The organism is Amycolatopsis sp. NPDC051372, from assembly GCF_040682095.1.
Classification (GTDB): Bacteria; Actinomycetota; Actinomycetes; order Mycobacteriales; family Pseudonocardiaceae; genus Amycolatopsis.
This window is the reverse complement of the sequence record NZ_JBFBAF010000006.1, coordinates 130348-145907: the sequence shown is the minus strand read 5'-3', so window position 1 is coordinate 145907 and position 15560 is coordinate 130348. Positions and strand designations below refer to the sequence as shown.

The window sequence follows — 15560 nt, the reverse complement described above, 5'->3', positions numbered from 1 at the left end:
GGTGCTGGTGCCCGAGGACACGTTGGGGCGCGATGTCGACACGATGTCGGCGCGACGGCGGCGCGGCGGAAAATCACCGGATGCACCCGATCAGGTTGCCGCGGGAAATCGTTCGGAATTGATCCGTAACGGTTTCGGCGGCACGGCGATATGCCCGGCATCGCTTCGCCGGACTCTTCGGAAGGTTTTCCTGTTGGCTCTCTTTCGCCGTGTCATTGGTACGTTCGCCCTGATTGCGGGGCTCATCGTGGTCGGCTCTGCCGCGGCGCAGGCGGAACCGGGAAATCCGGTGGGCGCAATTCCGGAAACGTCGATATCCCCATTCGGTGGCTATCCGTTCCTGGTCGCCGCGGGTGCGTTGATCGCGGCCGCCGCGTCCGCCGGGCTGGTCCTCTACCTGCGCCGCCGGCCGGCCTGATGCGGATCGTCGTGGTCACGGCCCTGGTGGTGGCCGTCGCGGCTCTGCTGCTGGTCGCGTTCCTGCGCCCGCCCGAGACACTGCCGGCGCAGCAGGTGGTGACGACGAGCAAGCCGTCGACGAGCCGCGCCGGCTGATCAGCGCGGCACGGGCGGGAAACGGGTCTCGTTGCGGTCGACCTTCGCGTTGCCCACTTCGAGGAGGTCGATGTCCAGGGCGTCGGCCAGTTGGACCAGGTAGAGGAGGACGTCGGCGATTTCGTCGCGGACGTTGGCGGTCAGGGTGGGGTCGGAGCGGTATTCGCGGGCCTCTTCGGGCGTGAGCCATTGGAAGAGGGAGATGAGCTCGCCGACTTCGCCGGAGAGGGCCATGACGAGGTTCTTCGGGTGGTGGAACGGTTCCCAGTCGCGGGCGGAGGCGAAGTCGCGGAGGCGTTGGGTGAGCGCGTCGAGAGTCACGGGAGATTGCGTACCACGGCGGTCACGGTGGGCTAACGGCCGTATGGCGGACTTTCGTTGACCCTCGCGCCGCGGTTTCCCTAGCGTGGTTGGCCGGGTTGGGGAAAAGCGGAAGGAAAGGCCGTGGAGTACCTGCGCAGGCGCGTGGTCCTGATCGCGTTCGTGCCCGGTGCGGCGCTGGTGCTGGTGGCGTTGGTGATCGGGATTTTCCTGGTGCAGCAAGCGAATCACGTGCGAGGGCTGGCGGATGAGACAGCGCGGGCGTCGAACGACGTGACGCGGACCGTGGTGGGGTTGCAGGAGCGGCGGGGCAAAGCGCTGCTCGCGGGCGACCGGCTGGCTGAGTACACGGGTTTTACGCAGCGTATCGACGACGCGATCGCCGGCCTGCGAGAGCTCACCCGGGCGGCGCCGGATGCGGAGACGGCGTATCAGCAGAACACGGCGGTGGATCTGCTGGTGGCGACGGAAGGTTTGTACCGAGCGGATTCTCTCGCGCTGGCGGCGCTCGATGGGACCACGCGGCGGCTCTTCACGGACGCGGTGGGCGGGTACCGGACGACGCTCGCGAGCGCGGCGGGCAGGCTCACGCAGAGTGGTCGGGAGCGGTACGAAGCGCTTGTGCGGGGTGAGGACTGGAGCACGCTGACGGCGGTCGAGAACGCCTACGCCGACGCGGCGCCGCTGCCGGTCGCGATGCCGACGTGGCGCGCGGCGACGGCGGTCGCAGGGCGTGGGTTGGGGGAACTCTTCGCGCAGCAGAACAACTTCGCGGTGCAGATGACGGTTGATCACGCTCACCGCACTTTGGGCGGGGCGCTCGCCGGCGGGGTGGCGATCGTGGTGTTCGCCGGCGTGGTGATGGCGGTGGCGATTCGGCTCGCCGACCAGCTCACGGACCCGCGGCGGCTCGCGCTGGGGCGGGCGGCAGTGGCGCGGAACGCCGCGGAGCTGCGGCGGGCCGAAGTCGAGTGGGGAACCGGGCAGGAGACGGAGTCGCGGCAACGCTCGGAGCCGCGGCGGAGCACGGTGGCGCAGCGATCCCCGGAGCCCGAGCGACGCGCGGAGCTGCGGCAACGCTCAGCGCTGCGGCACAGGGCCGCGGCAGCACGCAGCGGCGCGGCGTCCCGCTGAGGCCAGGCGAGGAATAGTCCTGGGTCGCAGCGTGGCATCTGTCCTGTGGTGACAGGGCACACGCCGATGCCACGGCAATGGCAAGAGCGCTGGCAAGGGACGGCGCCGAAGCGATTCACGGGTGGTGCAGGCCCGGGCCGTGGCACAGCACGGCCGCGGCAGAGCAATAGCCGGCCCGGCACGGCGCCGAACCGATCCGCGCGGTGGCGCAGGCCCCGGCCGCGACATCGGATCGAGGCGGCGCCGATCCGACTTGTGGTGGGAGTGTGGGAGAGGGGCCACGGGATGAGTCGCGATGGCGGCGATCCGATCTGCAGTGTGGCGTGGGAATGGCACCACGGGACGGGTCGCGGCCGCGATGGTCCGACCCGCGGTGAGAGGCAGGAGCGGGCTGGGGCATCGGGTCGAGACGGCACTGAACTGATGTGCGGGGTGACGCCAATCGGGCGGCGGCGGTGCCGGGCTGCGATGGAATCGATCCGATCCGCGGTGCGCATGGAACGGGCCGCGACACCAGTCGCGATGGTGTCGGTCAGATCCGCGGCGGGTGGCGGGACCGGTCGCGATGGCGCTCAGCCAACCCGGGAGATCCCTCGCGATGGCGCTCAACCAACCCGGGAGATCGGTCGCGATGGCGCTCAACCAACGCGGGGGTCGGTCGCGATGGTGCTCAATCGACCCGGGGGGCCGGTCGCGATGGCGCTCAGCCAACGCGGGGGTCGGTCGCGATGGTGCTCAATCGACCCGGGGGGCCGGTCGCGATGGCGCCCAGCCAACGCGGGGGTCGGTCGCGATGGTGCTCAATCGACCCGGGGGGCCGGTCGCGATGGTGCTCAACCAACCCGGGGGACTGGTCGCGATGGTGCCCAGCCAACCCACGAGACATCACCTCACCGAGCCCCCGAGCGATGGCCCGCCAGAGCCCCGCCCGACGAGAACCACAGGTCACCCCCGGTGCGCGGTTGGGCCGGAAAGAGCACGCCGTTGGCCCACACGCGCGGCGAACGGCATGCGGCAGACTGGTGCGCGTGAGTGCTCCCCCGGATCTGCGGTCCTACCTGCGTACGTTGGACGTGGAAACGCTGGTGGACCTGCTGTACGCCCAGGTGCGGCGTGACCCTGAGTTACGGCATTCGCTGGAACTGCGGTGCGCCACTCAATCGGGTGAGGTTGCGGAGGCGCATCGGCTGTTGGACACGGCGGTGCAGGACGGCAATGTCGAGTACACGGCCAAGGTGGGCGCCGTGCTGGACACCTTGGGGCGGTTGCTCGATGCGGGCAGTCCGGCGGACCTGGCGCCGCTCGCGCGGCGGACTGTGGATGACATCGGTGAGGTGCTGGAGCAGTCCGGGGATCCGTCCGGTGACCTCGGGGACAAGCTGGACTTCGCAGTCGAGCTGTACGCGCGGGCGTGTGTTGCGCGGCCGCCGGATCCCGAGCAGTTGGCCGAGTGGCTGCTGGAGGTGGAGTTCGACGGGCCCGGAAGGCCGACGATCGCGCTGGCGGATTTCGCTGAGGCGTTGGGGGAAAAGGGACTTGAGCGGATCAAGTCTACTGTGGACGAAATACTGACAGGCGGGCCGACGGGGTACCGCCGGGACGTCGCGGAGCGCATGCTGGAGGAGCTCGCCGAGGTGCGCGGGGACGTGGACGCGCTGGTCGCGATCCTGTCGGCCAAGCCGCCGCGCGTGGATGTGAGCCTGAAGATCGTGCGGGTGCTGCGGGCGGCCGGGCGGCACAGCGAGGCCATCGCGCACGCGGCCCGCGCGCTCACGCCGCACAAGACGCACCAAAACCCGCACCAAACCCTGCCCGAGCCGGAAGACGAGACAGTCACCTTGCGGCGCAAGGAGTTCGACGAGGCGCCTGACAGCGTCACGTACACGGCGTTGCGCGAGGCGGCTGTCGAAGCGGGCGTGTGGTCCGTGCAGCGCGTCGCGGCCCTCGCGCGGCTGAGGGAGCGCGCGGCCGACAGTGAAGAAGGCGCCGAAGAGCTCGCCCGGGCGCTGGTCGCCGAGGATCGGCCCGACGAGGCGTGGCGCGCGTGCGTGCGCTTCGGTGGGTCGCTGGCGTTGCGCGTGGAGCTGGCCGCGTCGCGCGAGGTTGCGCACCCGGCCGAGACGATCCCGGTCTACCGCAGCCAGGTCGAGCAGCTCATCGAGCAGAAGGACCCGCAGGCCTACCGCGAAGCGGCGAAGCACCTGAAGAAGCTGCGCACGCTGCACAAACGCGCCGGCACGGCGGAGGAGTTCACGGGGTACCTGGCCGACTTGGTGAGCGTTCACCGGCGCAAGACACGGCTGATCGCGGAAGTGCGCGCGGCTCGGATCGCGTTGCCGAAACCGCGTAACCTTCCGGCTTCTGACTCGTTGACCAGCTGAAACACCTCGCACGTAGCTCTTTTCCGCGTCGTCGCGGTGGTCCCTCTTCGCAGCCGGCTCCCTGGCCGGTCGCGGATACCGCGCCCGGGGCCACCGCGGCCGCGCGTCCCGCGGATCCGCGCCCGCACCAGCGATGCAACGATGTTCCGCATGAGTCCGGTGAGCCGCGCCCGCAAGAAGAGCCCCCAGCCCGCCACGCCCAGCGTGAACGGCCTGTTCAAGGACGTCCTCCGGGACTTCTCCGCCGTCGCGGCGGAGCCCGGCCCGTTCGACGTCGAGCTCCTCGCCTCCGAGGTGCTCGGACAGTGGTGGGACCTCGCGATCGAGGGCGAGCCCGACGGCGGCGAGCAGCTGGGCTTGGAGCTCATCGCGTTCGCGCAGCGCAAGATCACGCCCGGCGCGGCGGCGCTGCTCGCCGCGCTGAAGGTGCTGGCCGAGACCGAGGAGGAGCGCACGGCGGCCGCCGAGGCGCTCGCCGTGGTGCTCTCGCGCGGCATCCCCGAGCCCGAGTGGGCCGGTGAGGTCGGCCGCGTGACGGTCGGTGAGATCTGGCGGACCGGCGACGTCTACGGCGACGAGTCCTCGCTGCTGTGCACATTCTCCCGCGGCGACGCGACGCTCGGCCTGCTGGCGCTGCTCGACTTCACCGAGCTCGGCCGAGTGCGCGACCTCGTGGTGATCGACGAGCCGCACGAGGTTCTGGCCGAGATGCGCACGCAGATCGCCGACGACGGCGAGCTCGTGGTCCTCGAGAAGGTCGCGCCGGCCGACGCGCACCGCCTGCTGCTCGACGGCATCGCCGCGACCGACGGCATGGACGAGCCCGACGTCGGCGAGGACTACACGCGCTTCCACGCCGTGGCGATGGCGTGGCTGCGGGCGTTGCCGGAGCCGTCAGCCGGCCGGGGTGTCGAGGAGTGGCCGGACGCGCGGCGCGACGCGATCGTGGAGGAGTTCCTCGGGAAGGTTTCGTTCGCCGACGTCGAGGCGGCGCGGTCGGTGGCGCGGCTGCTGGTGGACCACGGGTGCCGGACCGAGCCGGCGGATCCGCTGCGCGTCGGGCCGGAGAAGCTGGCGCGATTCCTGGAGTCGTTGCTGGGTGGGGAGTACGAGGTCGAGGACGAGGATCTCGTGCCGCCGGTGGTGCTGGCATGGGCTTCTTGGGCCGCGGCTCGGGGCGGGTTGTCGGAGGTTGCTTCGGCTGCTCTTGTCGAAGACGTGAAGGAGTATTTGGCGGAATACCTGTCCGACGAAGATGAGTCCGAAGAGGATGAGGTTTCGGATTATCTGGATGGGACGGAGTCTGCCGAAGAGGTTTTGGGGGTCGTGGAGCGGCGACGGTTTGCCGTGCCGGAGTTGTCCACGGTGATCGGGGATGAGGAGCTGACGGATCTGGATCCGTCGGATCCGGAGCAGCGGCGGATGCTGGTCATCGGGGGGCATCCGGAGTATCACGAGTCGTTGGCGAATGACGAGTTCGATGGTGCTGATGGGCTGAGGCTGGCGTTGGAGACGTCGGTGGTGGATCAGCTTTGGGAGGACTCGCCTGAAGAGGTTTGGGTGGCGGCCCAGAAGTTGATCGAGAAGGGGTTGACGAGGGAAGAGGTTTTGGGGGAGTTGGTCTCTGTGCTGGAGGGGCAGTTGGAAGAGGCTGAGGATGAGGATCGGTTGGATTATGATTTGGAAGGGTATCGGGAGGCGTTGACTGCGGTTGAATAGCCGTTGTCACGGCTCGATCCGCTGGCGCGGATCATTGCGCTTGGATTAGCGCATGTTGGCACCCCGATTTTTTAGTGTCCCTACGGTCTGGACTATTTGTCAAGGCGGGAAAGAGTACCTTGACAAATAGTCCAGGCCGCGTGGAAGGCGGGGATCGAGGTGCAGGGCCGGGTCTGGGTGCGCTGGTGAGTTTGTGGAACTGGTGCGGTTGTGTGGTGGGGGAAAGCGAAAAGCATAAAAGAAAGCCCCGGCCGGGTGTGGCTGGGGCTTTTGTTGGTTATGCCGTTGGGGTTTGGCTGGGGACTACGGGGATGGTGGCGGCTGCGGTGGCGGCCTTGCGGCGGCGTTCGCGGATGGCTTCGTCCAGGTCGACCAGGAAGGTGCTGGCGGCCATGGCGACGAAGAGGGCCAGTCCGAGTACTGCGCCGATCCAGGTGAGGACGATGGAGAACACCGGGGGCCTCCTTCCCAGGTCAGATGCGAATTTCCCTTCTGTTCAGGGTCGCTTTCACGAGGCTCGCCCGGTATCGGCCAACTGGTTACGAAGCCGCCCCCCGAACTGGCCGATCGGCCGAGGTCGGGGGGCGGAGGGTGAGGATGCGGGGCAGGCGAGGGCTATGTGGGTGACAAAGCCGCCAACAAGGCCGCCGACGAAGCTGACGACAGAGCCGCCGAACAAGCCATCGCCGCGCCGGAGGACAGGCCACCGCAGGGCCGGCCAGGAAGCGGTCAGAGCTTGCGCAGGCGCACGCGGTTGATGGAGTGGTCGGCGTCCTTGCGGAGCACCAGCGTGGCCCGTGGGCGCGTCGGCTTGATGTTCTCCATGAGGTTCGGTTCGTTGATCGTGCGCCAGAGGTGGCGGGCTTCCTCACGGGCCTCGTCGTCGTCGAGGCCGGCGAAGTGGTGGAAGTGCGAAGCCGGGTCGGAGAACGCGGTGTGGCGGAGCTTGAGGAAGCGCTCGACGTACCAGCGTTCGATGTCGTCGGTGTGCGCGTCGACGTAGATGGAGAAGTCGAACAGGTCCGAGACGGTCAGGCGCGGGCCGGGCTGCAGGACGTTCAGGCCCTCGATGATGAGGATGTCCGGGCGCTCCACGACCTGTTCCTCGCCGGGCAGGATGTCGTACGCGAGGTGCGAGTACACAGGCGCCGACACGCGTTCGGCGCCGGACTTCACCTCGGTGACGAAGCGCAGCAGGGCGCGCCGGTCGTAGCTCTCCGGGAAGCCCTTGCGGTGCATGATGCCGCGGCGGGTCAGTTCGTCGCGGGAGTACAGGAACCCGTCGGTGGTCACGAGGTCCACGCGCGGGTGGTCCGGCCAGCGGGCGAGCAGCGTGCGCAGGATGCGGGCCGTGGTCGACTTGCCGACCGCGACGCTGCCGGCGACGCCGATTACGTACGGCACCTTCGTGCTGACGCACTCTTCGCCGAGGAACGTCGTGGTGGCCTCGTACAGCTGTTGACGGGCTTTGACCTGCAGGTTGATCAGTCTCGACAGCGGCAGGTAGACGTCGGCCACCTCGGCGAGGTCGATCTGCTCGCCGAGACCCCGCAGCCGAACCAGCTCATCGGCGGTCAGGGGCAGTGGGGTCGAGCTGCGCAGCTCCCGCCACTGTTCCCGGTGAAGCTCGACGTAGGGACTGAGTTCACGGACCCGTGGCATCGCACACTCCTCGGCCGTCGCCTGCGCTGGCTCCGTACTGGGCACTACCTTGCGAGTAACGCTCCATCAACGGTAGGGCCTACCGCGCGTGAACGCGCTGTGATGTGGTGCACGCGGTCCGAACCGTTGCCTGACGCGATCACCGAGGGTTACGGCGGCGGCCGAAAACTTCCTCCCACGCGGCGGCCACCTGGCGTGCGCACGTGGCCGGATCGACGCCGCCGACGCCGGTGCCCAAGCCGGGCATCGCGATGGTCTCCACGAGTTCGCGCACGGGCCCTTCGTCGAGCATCCCGTGCCGCCACTGCAGGAACACCGCGCGCGCCGCGAGGTACGGGTGCACGGTGTCGGCGGGCAGCCGCTCGCCGGGCTCGCGCATGGTCGGCGCGCTGATCAACCACGCCGGCTCGGCCTCGCCCGTCGGCACGATCACCGACTCGCCGAGCGGCAGTTCTCCGCCGTACGAAGCCAAGATGGCGCTGCGCACGTTCTGCTCGACGTCCGGGAACGCCCGCGCATACACGGCGTCGATCCCGCCGCGCATCCAGCCGTAGGAGTTGGCGGGACTCACGACCGCCTGGGCGACGACGTCCAGCACCGAACCACGGTGCACCCGAACCATCTCGACCTCGGTCCTGAGGGTGGAGACGGCGCCGGTCCACGCGGCGGCGAGCGGTTCGTCGACGGCACACAGCACCAGTTCCGGCGTCGCGGACGAAACCGGCGGGTCGACGTCCTCGTGCCCGGTGTGTGTGCCCGATTCGGCGGTCACGGTTCCAGCATGGCAAAAAAAGCCACGTGGCGTAACCGGTTTGAGTTGTGGCTGTCCGAGTGAAAACCGCCACGTCCGTCCGAAGTAGCCTGGCGGTCGTGTTGCGGATCGCGTATTTCGGCCCTCAGGGCACGTTCACCGAACAGGCCGCCCGTGCGCTCGCGCCGGGTGAGGACCTGACCCCCTACGAGACCGTCCGGCTGGCGCTCACTGCCGTTCGCGAAGGCGCTGCCGACGCGGCGTGCGTGCCGATCGAGAACTCCGTCGAGGGCGTCGTGCCGACGACGCTCGACGGTCTCAGCGACGGAGCCCCGCTGGTCGCCGTCGCGGAGACCATCCTGCCCATCCACTTCAGCGTTCTGGCGCGTCCTGGTGGTGGCGAGATCCGCACCGTCGCGAGCCACCCGCACGCCCTCGCGCAGGTGCGGGAGTGGCTCGAGGCGAACCTGCCCGGTGCGACCGTGGTGGCCTCCTCGTCCACGGCGTCGGCCGCCGTCGGCGTGGTCGAGGGCACCTACGACGCGGCCGTGTCCGCGCCGGTCGCCATCGAGCACTACGCGCTGAAGGAGCTGGCCACGGGCGTCGCCGACGTCCACGATGCGCAGACGCGCTTCCTGCTGGTCCGCCGCCCCGGCGAGCTACCCGAGCCCACGGGCGCCGACCGCACGTCGATCGTCGCGGCGGCCGTGAACCGCACCGGCACGCTGGCCGAGCTGCTCGCCGAGCTCGCGAGCCGCGGCATCAACCTCACGCGCCTCGACGCGCGCCCGACCCGCAACAACTTCGGCGAGTACCGCTTTTTCATCGACTTCGAGGGGCACGTGGCCGAGCCGCGGATCGTCGACGCGATGGCCGCGCTGCGCCGCCGCTGCCACCTGCGCTTCCTCGGCTCGCACCCGCGGGCCGACGACGTCGCCGCCACCGTCGAGGCCGGCGCGGGCAACCAGGACTTCGTCGACGCCCAGGCCTGGGTCGACGCCGTGTTGAAGGGAGAAGGCGCGTGAGACTGTTCCTCGTCCGCCACGGCCAGACCGACGGCAACGTGCGGGGCGCGCTCGACACGGCGCTGCCCGGTCCGCCGCTCACCGAGCTGGGGCAGGAGCAGGCGAAGGCGCTCGCGGACCGGCTCGCCGCGGAGCCGATCGTGGCCGTGTACGCGTCGCAGGCCACGCGCGCGCAGCAGACGGCCGCGCCGCTGGCCGAGGTGCTCGGCCTCGAGGTGCAGGTGATCGAGGGCGTGAAGGAGGTCGACGCGGGCGACCTGGAGGGCGCCACCGACGCCGAGTCGATCCGGACCTACCTCGAGACGGCCAAGCGCTGGACGGAAGGCGACCTCGACGCCGTCATCCCCGGCGGCGAGTCGGGCGCCCAGGTGCGGGCCCGCATGGTCGGTGCCGCTGACGACCTGCGGGCGAAGCACGAGCAGACCGACCCGGACGGCATCGTCGTGCTGGTCAGCCACGGCGGCGCCATCCGGCTCGGCGCGGAGTTCCTGGCGTCGAACGTGCCCGCCGACCTGGCGAGCAGCGCGCTCATCCCCAACACCGGCGTTGTGGAGCTCCTCGCGGAACCGGACGGCACCTGGACCTGCCTCACCTGGGTCGATACGGCCCTATGAGCAACCACACCGCGAGATCGCTTGAGGCGATCTCTCCGCCTAGGCGGAGCCTAGGCAGAAAACACAGGCCAGCCCTCCTGGCGGTAGGCGCTGTCCCAGAACATCCACTCGTACTCACACGCCCGGGTGAAAGCGGCGAGCATTTTTTCGCGCGTCGCCTCACCCGCGGCGTCGGCGGCGCGGTCGAGGGCGTCGCGGCCCTTGCGGACGGTCGCTTCGAACTCGTCGCCCGCGTACGTGTCGATCCACGGCCGGTACGGATTGTCGTTTTCCGGCGACTGCCGCGTGAGGATTCCGGCGCCCACGCTCTGGTACACCCAGAAGCACGGCAGCAGCGCCGCGAGGAGCTCGCCGTAGCTGCCGGTGTGGGCCGTGGCCAGCAGGAATGACGAGTACGCGACGCACGTCGGCGATGTCTCGATGTCGGCCAGATCGGTCTCCGAGAGCCGGAACCACTTGAAGTAGCTCTCGTGCATCTCGCGCTCGATCACGATGGCGTCGCGCGCCGCTCCGGCCAGGAAGGCGACGTCGTCGACCTCCGGCGCCTTGGCCGCCGCGGCGGCCAGCGCGCGGCCGAAGCCGACGAGGTACCGCGCGTCCTGGACCAGGTAGAACTGGAACCGCTCGCGCGACAAAGTGCCGGTCGCGAGCTCTTCGTTGAACGGGTGGACCGACATGGCGTGTTGTAGTTTCACCGTGTGTTGCCATGCCTGGTGAGAAAAGCCCGTCATGATCGCCTTCCGTCTGGTGAAGAGTTCACGATGCCGGCGCAACCCGGTGCGGAGGTCGCACGTCCACTGAACGGTGGTTACCCAGCACGGGGAGGCAACTGAGATGGTAAGCACGACAAAATCACGAATTCCCTTGGTCTTTCTTGCTGCGCTGGGCGCGTCCGGCGCCCTGCTGTTGTCGGCTTGTGGTGGCGGAACCACGCCGACCGCAAGCAACACGCCAAGTTCCGACACTTCGGCCAGCACGTCCGACACGTCACCGGCGCCCACGGCCAGCTCGTCCGAGTCCTCTTCGGACAGCACGCCGGCGTCCGGCCAGCCGGTGAACAACGGGCTGTGCAAGGCCGGCGACGTCACGCTGTCGCTCGGCCAAGGCGACGCGGGCGCGGGTTCGGTGTACCGGCCGATCCTGATCAAGAACTCCAGCGGCAAGGCCTGCACGATCCAGGGGTTCCCCGGCGTCTCGTACGTGACCGGCGACGACGGGCACCAGGTCGGCCCGGCCGCCTTCCGCGAGGGCACCAAGGGCGACGCGATCAAGCTGCAGCCGGGCCAGTCGGCCGCCGCGGACGTGCAGTTCGCGCAGGCCGCGAACTTCGACCCGGCGGTGTGCAAGCCGACCGCGGTGAAGGGCCTGCGCGTGTACCTGCCGCAGGAGACGGCGTCGAAGTTCCTGCCGGACCCGGGGACCGGGTGCGCCGGGGACAAGCTGCCGGGCTTTCAGCTCGCGGTGAAGACGGTCCGGCGGGCTTGAGTTCCTAGCCCCTGGCGCAGAGTTGCTGGACGCGGATGATGTCGTCCTGTCCGGATTGGTTGTCGAAGCGGCCGGACAGGACCATTCCGTTGACGCCGGCGAGGCTTTGGGCCAGGGGTTGGTACTGGCCGTCGAAGGCGGCTGCGGCCTGGGCCAGCTCGTAGGCCGCGGTGATGCGGTGGGCGGCGTCGTCGGCCAGGCGCGTGAAGGCGGTGGGGTCGTAGCCGCTCGTCGTGTCAGGGAGGTGGCCGGCGCGGTTGAAGGCGTCGCAGGCGGCTGCCGCGTCGACGTTCGCGCCGCCGCGTTGGCCGGAGAGGCCCCAGAGGAGACCGGTGATCAGGATTCCGATGGCGAATCCCGCGGTCGCGGCCAGGACCTGGGGTCTTCGGGATTTTCCGCCCGGGGCCGAGTCGTTCGGGGTGTCGGCGGTGTCGGTCGTGTCGGCGGCTGGGTTTTGCCGGTCGTCGTCCGGTAGGGGCGGGGTGTCGAGCGCGGTCATTCACGTCCTCCCGGCGGCCGGGTGATGTGCTATTTCAGCACCAAAACCGCCGGTGGGCACTGCTCTCGATGGAGTACTTCGGGTGTTGACGCCGATTCGTCATCTGGCGCCGCCGGGAAGCGAGCGCTCAGCCCCAGCCGAGTTCGTGGAGGCGGTCGTCGTCGAGGCCGAAGTGGTGGCCCAGTTCGTGCATGACGGTGATGAGGACCTGTTCGACGACCTCGGCCTCCGTGGAGCACATCCAGAGGATGGGGCGGCGGTAGATGGAGATGCGGTCGGGCAGGACGCCGCCGTAGTTCGTGGTGCGGCGGGTGAGGGCGACGCCGTGGTAGAGGCCCAGGATGGTGGGGGCCTCGTCGTTGAACTCCTCGACCAGGACGACCACGTTGTCCATCGCCTCGGCGAACTTGGGCGGGACCTGGTCCAAAGCCTCGGACACGAGCTCCTCGAAGCGCGCGCGGGTCATCTCCACCGGCATGTCAGCGGGACCCGGTGGTGCTGGGCGGGGAGCTGCTCTGGCCGCCGCCGTTGTCGGAGGGTGGGCCCGCCGCGTCGGGCTGGCCGGCGTTGTCCTTGACGCTGCCGGTGACGGCCACGAAGCCGCTGTTGTCGCTGAGGGGGGCGGCGACCTTGCAGTTGACCTTGGTGGAGCCGGCGTCCCAGCTTTCCTGTTCGCGCAGGTCCCAGCCGAGGACGAGTTTCTTGGCGCTGAGGTCGGCCTTGCCGGTGTAGTCGTCAGCGGCCTTGTTGCACTCGGTGTCGAGCCACTTGTCCTGCTTGTCCTGGTCCGGGTAGCCGTCCTTGAACTGCGTGGCCAGGTCGAGCGTCGCGATGATCTCGTACGAGTGGGGGCGGCTGCAGTCGATCGGGTCGCCCACGCCCTTGCCCGCCAGCGCCAGGCAGGTGCCGGGCGCCCACACGGCCGACTGGTCCTGCGTCTTCGCCGGGCCGGTGGTGGGCTGCAGGCCGCCGCCGGGGCCGGCCCACTGGAGGCCGCAGCGGAGCTGGCGGTCGCCGTCGGCCCACTGGTCAGCGCTCGGGCGCAGCAGGTTGGTGGTGAGCTTGCCGTACGGGTCGAGCGGGTGGCCCAGGTACGGCGTGACATCGCCGTTGCACTTCGTCTGCGCGATCTGCTGCCACTGGTCGAGGTTCGGGAAGGGCGCCTCGGCGTTGTACTGCGCGCCGATGTCGGCCAGGCTCGTCACCTCGAACAGGTGCGACTGGGCGCAGGAGACCTTGCGCACGTCGGACGCGTCCGGTGCGCTCCAGGTCAGGCAGCTGCCCGGGGGTGACTGGAACGCCTCCTGGGCCGCGGCCGACAGCTTGCCCTCACCACCGCCGGCCCCTCCCGCGAAGGAGGCCGTCCACGAGAACGCGACGGACAGCCCCAGCGCGATCACGGCGCCCAGGAACACCCCGGCCATCACCGCGCGGGTGGTCAGGGTCTGCAGGGGCGAGCGGAACCGCTCGGCGTCGGGAGACATCGATACCCATGATGCCCGCGCCGCACGAGCCGTGCGCGTCCCGGGTCGTTAGTGTGGGAAGAGACTTCGCGGTGCCGGGGGATTACGGAGCGCAGATGACGCAGGACGACAACAACGGGGCCCAGCCACCCCAAGAGCCGCCAACGGAGCCGACTCCGCGCGGATCGATGCGGTTCCAGGACGAGAGCACGACGCCGAGGGAGCCCTCGCTCGCCGAGCAGCGCGCCCGCCGGCAGGCGATCGCCGACCAGGAACGCCAGGAGGCCGAGGCCGCCGAGGCCGCGCGCAAGGCCGACCAGAAGGCCGCGACCAAGCGCAAGATCCTCATCGGCAGCGGTGTGACCGTCGGCCTGGCCGGCCTGGTCGCGACGTTCTACACGGTCGCCAAGCCGACCAACGAGACCGCCGTCTGCACGGACGCCAGCGGCGTGATCCAGAACGACCAGTTCTGCGACGAGAGCTACGCCACCTCGCACGGCGGCTACCAAAGCGGCGGCTTCTGGTTCATCCCGATCGTCGGCGGTGGCTTCCAGCAGTACCGCTACAACTACGGCGGCACCGGCACGATCGGCCAGCGCGTGTCCGGTGGCACGTTCACCGCGCCTTCGGGGAACACGAACGTCTCGACGAAGTCGGGCAAATCGGTGCAACGCGGTGGCTTCGGCATCAGCGGCAAGACGGGCACGTCCGGCGGCACGGGCGGCACCGGCAAGAGCGGGGGCTCGTAGGTGTACCGGGACCGGAGCGAGCCGCGGCGCGACTGGCAGCGGATCGTGGAGGAGCAGGGTCTCGCCTACGGCACGCCGGCGCGCGACGGCGCCGGCAAGGCCCGCCCGTACTGGGACGAGTCGGTGCACTACGTCTTCGACATGGACGAGGTCCTCTCGCTCGAAGCCGACGTCGAGCTGCTGCACTCGATGTGCCTCGAGGCCGTGGACAACGTCGTGACCACCGAGGGCTACCGGCGGTTCGGCATCCCGGAGTGGGTGTGGCCGCACATCGCCGAATCGTGGAAGCGGCAGGACCCGCACGTCTACGGCCGCTTCGACCTGCGCTACGACGGCAAGTCGCCGGCCAAGCTGCTGGAGTACAACGCGGACACACCCACCACGCTGCTCGAGGCGTCGGTGCTGCAGTGGTACTGGAAGACGACCGTCTTCGAGAACGACGACCAGTGGAACTCCATCCACGAGAAGCTCGTCGAGCGCTGGCGCGAGATCGGCGACAAGCTGCCGTCGAACGAGCTGCACTTCACCTGGTCCTCGGCCGATCCTTCCGGCGAAGACCACGTGACCACCGCGTATCTGCAGGAGACGGCCGCGGAGGCCGGGCTCGACACCGTGGGGCTCTCGATCGAGGAGATCGGCTGGGACCCGGTGCTCAAGCGGTTCGTGGACCTCGAAGAATCCCAGATGTCCACGGTCGTGAAGCTCTATCCGTGGGAGTGGGTGGTCGACGAGGAGTTCGGCCGCTTCGCCGTGGAGACGATGCCGCGCACGCTGTGGGTCGAGCCGCTGTGGAAGATGCTGCTCTCGAACAAGGCGCTGCTGGCCGTGCTGTGGGAGAACTACCCCGGGCACCCGAACCTGCTGCCCGCGTTCACCGACGACCCGGGCCTGCTCACGGAGTACGTGCGCAAGCCGAAGCTGGGTCGTGAGGGCGCCAACGTGCAGATCGTCGCCACTGGCTACGAGACGCAGACCGACGGCGTCTACGGCGCCGAGGGCTACGTCTACCAGGCGTTCGACCCGTTGCCCGAGTTCGACGGCTACCGGCCGGCGCTCGGCGCGTGGATCGTCGGGGACTCGTCCGCGGGGCTGGGGATCCGCGAGACGAGCGGGCTGGTCACCGACGACGGTGCGGCGTTCGTCCCGCACCGCATCCCCGAGTCGTGATACAACCTCCCCGCCTGATCTGCACGGTTCGCTCT

At 69.4% G+C, this 15560-nt stretch carries 18 protein-coding genes; 10 read left to right on the top strand and 8 right to left on the bottom strand.

Annotated features, from left to right (window positions below; translation table 11 throughout):
* Window position 1 precedes the first annotated feature (1 nt).
* Together AB0M56_RS11515 and AB0M56_RS11510 are read left to right on the top strand one after the other, a co-directional pair.
* Window positions 2-418: a hypothetical protein gene (locus AB0M56_RS11515; RefSeq protein WP_364173817.1), complete on the top strand. Its 417-nt coding sequence runs from the start codon at window positions 2-4 to the stop codon at window positions 416-418.
* A complete protein-coding gene (locus tag AB0M56_RS11510; protein ID WP_364173815.1) occupies window positions 418-555 on the top strand; it encodes a hypothetical protein in 138 nt (45 codons plus the stop codon). The genes AB0M56_RS11515 and AB0M56_RS11510 overlap by 1 nt, the downstream gene beginning before the upstream one ends.
* Here AB0M56_RS11510 and AB0M56_RS11505 read toward each other — a convergent pair whose 3' ends face one another.
* Complete coding sequence (locus AB0M56_RS11505) at window positions 556-876, bottom strand: nucleotide pyrophosphohydrolase (RefSeq protein ID WP_364173813.1); 321 nt, start codon at window positions 874-876, stop codon at window positions 556-558.
* Between the two features lie 123 nt (window positions 877-999).
* Between AB0M56_RS11505 and AB0M56_RS11500 the strand changes: the two genes are divergently transcribed.
* The 3 genes from AB0M56_RS11500 to AB0M56_RS11490 all read left to right on the top strand — a co-directional run bounded on the left by AB0M56_RS11500 (window position 1000) and on the right by AB0M56_RS11490 (window position 6110).
* Window positions 1000-2010 carry a nitrate- and nitrite sensing domain-containing protein gene (locus AB0M56_RS11500; RefSeq protein ID WP_364173811.1) on the top strand — a complete coding sequence of 337 codons (1011 nt, stop codon included), beginning with the start codon at window positions 1000-1002 and terminating at the stop codon, window positions 2008-2010.
* A 1028-nt stretch (window positions 2011-3038) separates the two neighbouring features.
* The gene (locus AB0M56_RS11495; RefSeq protein ID WP_364173808.1) at window positions 3039-4391 is read left to right on the top strand and encodes a hypothetical protein; all 1353 of its coding nucleotides are present in this window, start codon (window positions 3039-3041) and stop codon (window positions 4389-4391) included.
* Window positions 4392-4541: 150 nt separating this feature from the next.
* A complete protein-coding gene (locus tag AB0M56_RS11490; RefSeq protein WP_364173805.1) occupies window positions 4542-6110 on the top strand; it encodes a hypothetical protein in 1569 nt (522 codons plus the stop codon).
* A 277-nt stretch (window positions 6111-6387) separates the two neighbouring features.
* Here the strand turns inward: AB0M56_RS11490 and AB0M56_RS11485 are convergent, their stop codons facing one another.
* From AB0M56_RS11485 to AB0M56_RS11475, 3 genes are all read right to left on the bottom strand, one after another.
* Window positions 6388-6564: a hypothetical protein gene (locus tag AB0M56_RS11485; RefSeq protein WP_364173802.1), complete on the bottom strand. Its 177-nt coding sequence runs from the start codon at window positions 6562-6564 to the stop codon at window positions 6388-6390.
* A 275-nt stretch (window positions 6565-6839) separates the two neighbouring features.
* Complete coding sequence (gene coaA, locus AB0M56_RS11480; RefSeq protein ID WP_220245573.1) at window positions 6840-7772, bottom strand: type I pantothenate kinase; 933 nt, start codon at window positions 7770-7772, stop codon at window positions 6840-6842.
* 139 nt (window positions 7773-7911) lie between these two features.
* The gene (locus AB0M56_RS11475; RefSeq protein ID WP_364173799.1) at window positions 7912-8544 is read right to left on the bottom strand and encodes a macro domain-containing protein; all 633 of its coding nucleotides are present in this window, start codon (window positions 8542-8544) and stop codon (window positions 7912-7914) included.
* A 98-nt stretch (window positions 8545-8642) separates the two neighbouring features.
* Between AB0M56_RS11475 and pheA the strand changes: the two genes are divergently transcribed.
* Together pheA and AB0M56_RS11465 are read left to right on the top strand one after the other, a co-directional pair.
* On the top strand, window positions 8643-9548 hold the full coding sequence (gene pheA / locus AB0M56_RS11470) for a prephenate dehydratase (RefSeq protein WP_364173797.1): 906 nt from the start codon (window positions 8643-8645) through the stop codon (window positions 9546-9548).
* Window positions 9545-10162 (top strand): histidine phosphatase family protein, encoded by a 618-nt coding sequence (locus AB0M56_RS11465; RefSeq protein WP_364173795.1) that lies wholly within the window; start codon window positions 9545-9547, stop codon window positions 10160-10162. The genes pheA and AB0M56_RS11465 overlap by 4 nt, the downstream gene beginning before the upstream one ends.
* Before the next feature lie 50 nt (window positions 10163-10212).
* Here the strand turns inward: AB0M56_RS11465 and tenA are convergent, their stop codons facing one another.
* Complete coding sequence (gene tenA / locus AB0M56_RS11460) at window positions 10213-11196, bottom strand: thiaminase II (RefSeq protein WP_364173792.1); 984 nt, start codon at window positions 11194-11196, stop codon at window positions 10213-10215.
* Between the two features lie 19 nt (window positions 11197-11215).
* On the opposite strand from tenA, the gene AB0M56_RS11455 reads away from it, so the two are divergent.
* Window positions 11216-11647 carry a DUF4232 domain-containing protein gene (locus AB0M56_RS11455; protein ID WP_364173789.1) on the top strand — a complete coding sequence of 144 codons (432 nt, stop codon included), beginning with the start codon at window positions 11216-11218 and terminating at the stop codon, window positions 11645-11647.
* A gap of 4 nt (window positions 11648-11651) precedes the next feature.
* Here AB0M56_RS11455 and AB0M56_RS11450 read toward each other — a convergent pair whose 3' ends face one another.
* The 3 genes from AB0M56_RS11450 to AB0M56_RS11440 all read right to left on the bottom strand — a co-directional run bounded on the left by AB0M56_RS11450 (window position 11652) and on the right by AB0M56_RS11440 (window position 13630).
* On the bottom strand, window positions 11652-12146 hold the full coding sequence (locus AB0M56_RS11450; RefSeq protein WP_364173787.1) for a hypothetical protein: 495 nt from the start codon (window positions 12144-12146) through the stop codon (window positions 11652-11654).
* A gap of 127 nt (window positions 12147-12273) precedes the next feature.
* On the bottom strand, window positions 12274-12624 hold the full coding sequence (locus tag AB0M56_RS11445; protein WP_364173784.1) for a metallopeptidase family protein: 351 nt from the start codon (window positions 12622-12624) through the stop codon (window positions 12274-12276).
* A 1-nt stretch (window position 12625) separates the two neighbouring features.
* Window positions 12626-13630 carry a septum formation family protein gene (locus AB0M56_RS11440; RefSeq protein ID WP_364173783.1) on the bottom strand — a complete coding sequence of 335 codons (1005 nt, stop codon included), beginning with the start codon at window positions 13628-13630 and terminating at the stop codon, window positions 12626-12628.
* A gap of 167 nt (window positions 13631-13797) precedes the next feature.
* On the opposite strand from AB0M56_RS11440, the gene AB0M56_RS11435 reads away from it, so the two are divergent.
* A complete protein-coding gene (locus AB0M56_RS11435) occupies window positions 13798-14358 on the top strand; it encodes a hypothetical protein (RefSeq protein ID WP_364174201.1) in 561 nt (186 codons plus the stop codon).
* Window positions 14359-15525, top strand: a complete 1167-nt coding sequence (locus tag AB0M56_RS11430) for a glutathionylspermidine synthase family protein (RefSeq protein WP_364173781.1) — start codon at window positions 14359-14361, stop codon at window positions 15523-15525.
* The last annotated feature ends 35 nt before the right edge of the window (window positions 15526-15560 follow it).

What these genes read in the sequence shown, in the direction of transcription:
- AB0M56_RS11510 (WP_364173815.1), top strand. Translation starts at nt 418, where the DNA reads ATGCGGATCGTCGTGGTCACGGCCCTGGTGGTGGCCGTCGCGGCTCTG.
- AB0M56_RS11490 (WP_364173805.1), top strand. Translation starts at nt 4,542, where the DNA reads ATGAGTCCGGTGAGCCGCGCCCGCAAGAAGAGCCCCCAGCCCGCCACG.
- coaA (WP_220245573.1), bottom strand. Translation starts at nt 7,772, where the DNA reads ATGCCACGGGTCCGTGAACTCAGTCCCTACGTCGAGCTTCACCGGGAA.
- AB0M56_RS11450 (WP_364173787.1), bottom strand. Translation starts at nt 12,146, where the DNA reads ATGACCGCGCTCGACACCCCGCCCCTACCGGACGACGACCGGCAAAAC.
- AB0M56_RS11445 (WP_364173784.1), bottom strand. Translation starts at nt 12,624, where the DNA reads ATGCCGGTGGAGATGACCCGCGCGCGCTTCGAGGAGCTCGTGTCCGAG.
- AB0M56_RS11440 (WP_364173783.1), bottom strand. Translation starts at nt 13,630, where the DNA reads ATGTCTCCCGACGCCGAGCGGTTCCGCTCGCCCCTGCAGACCCTGACC.
- AB0M56_RS11435 (WP_364174201.1), top strand. Translation starts at nt 13,798, where the DNA reads ATGCGGTTCCAGGACGAGAGCACGACGCCGAGGGAGCCCTCGCTCGCC.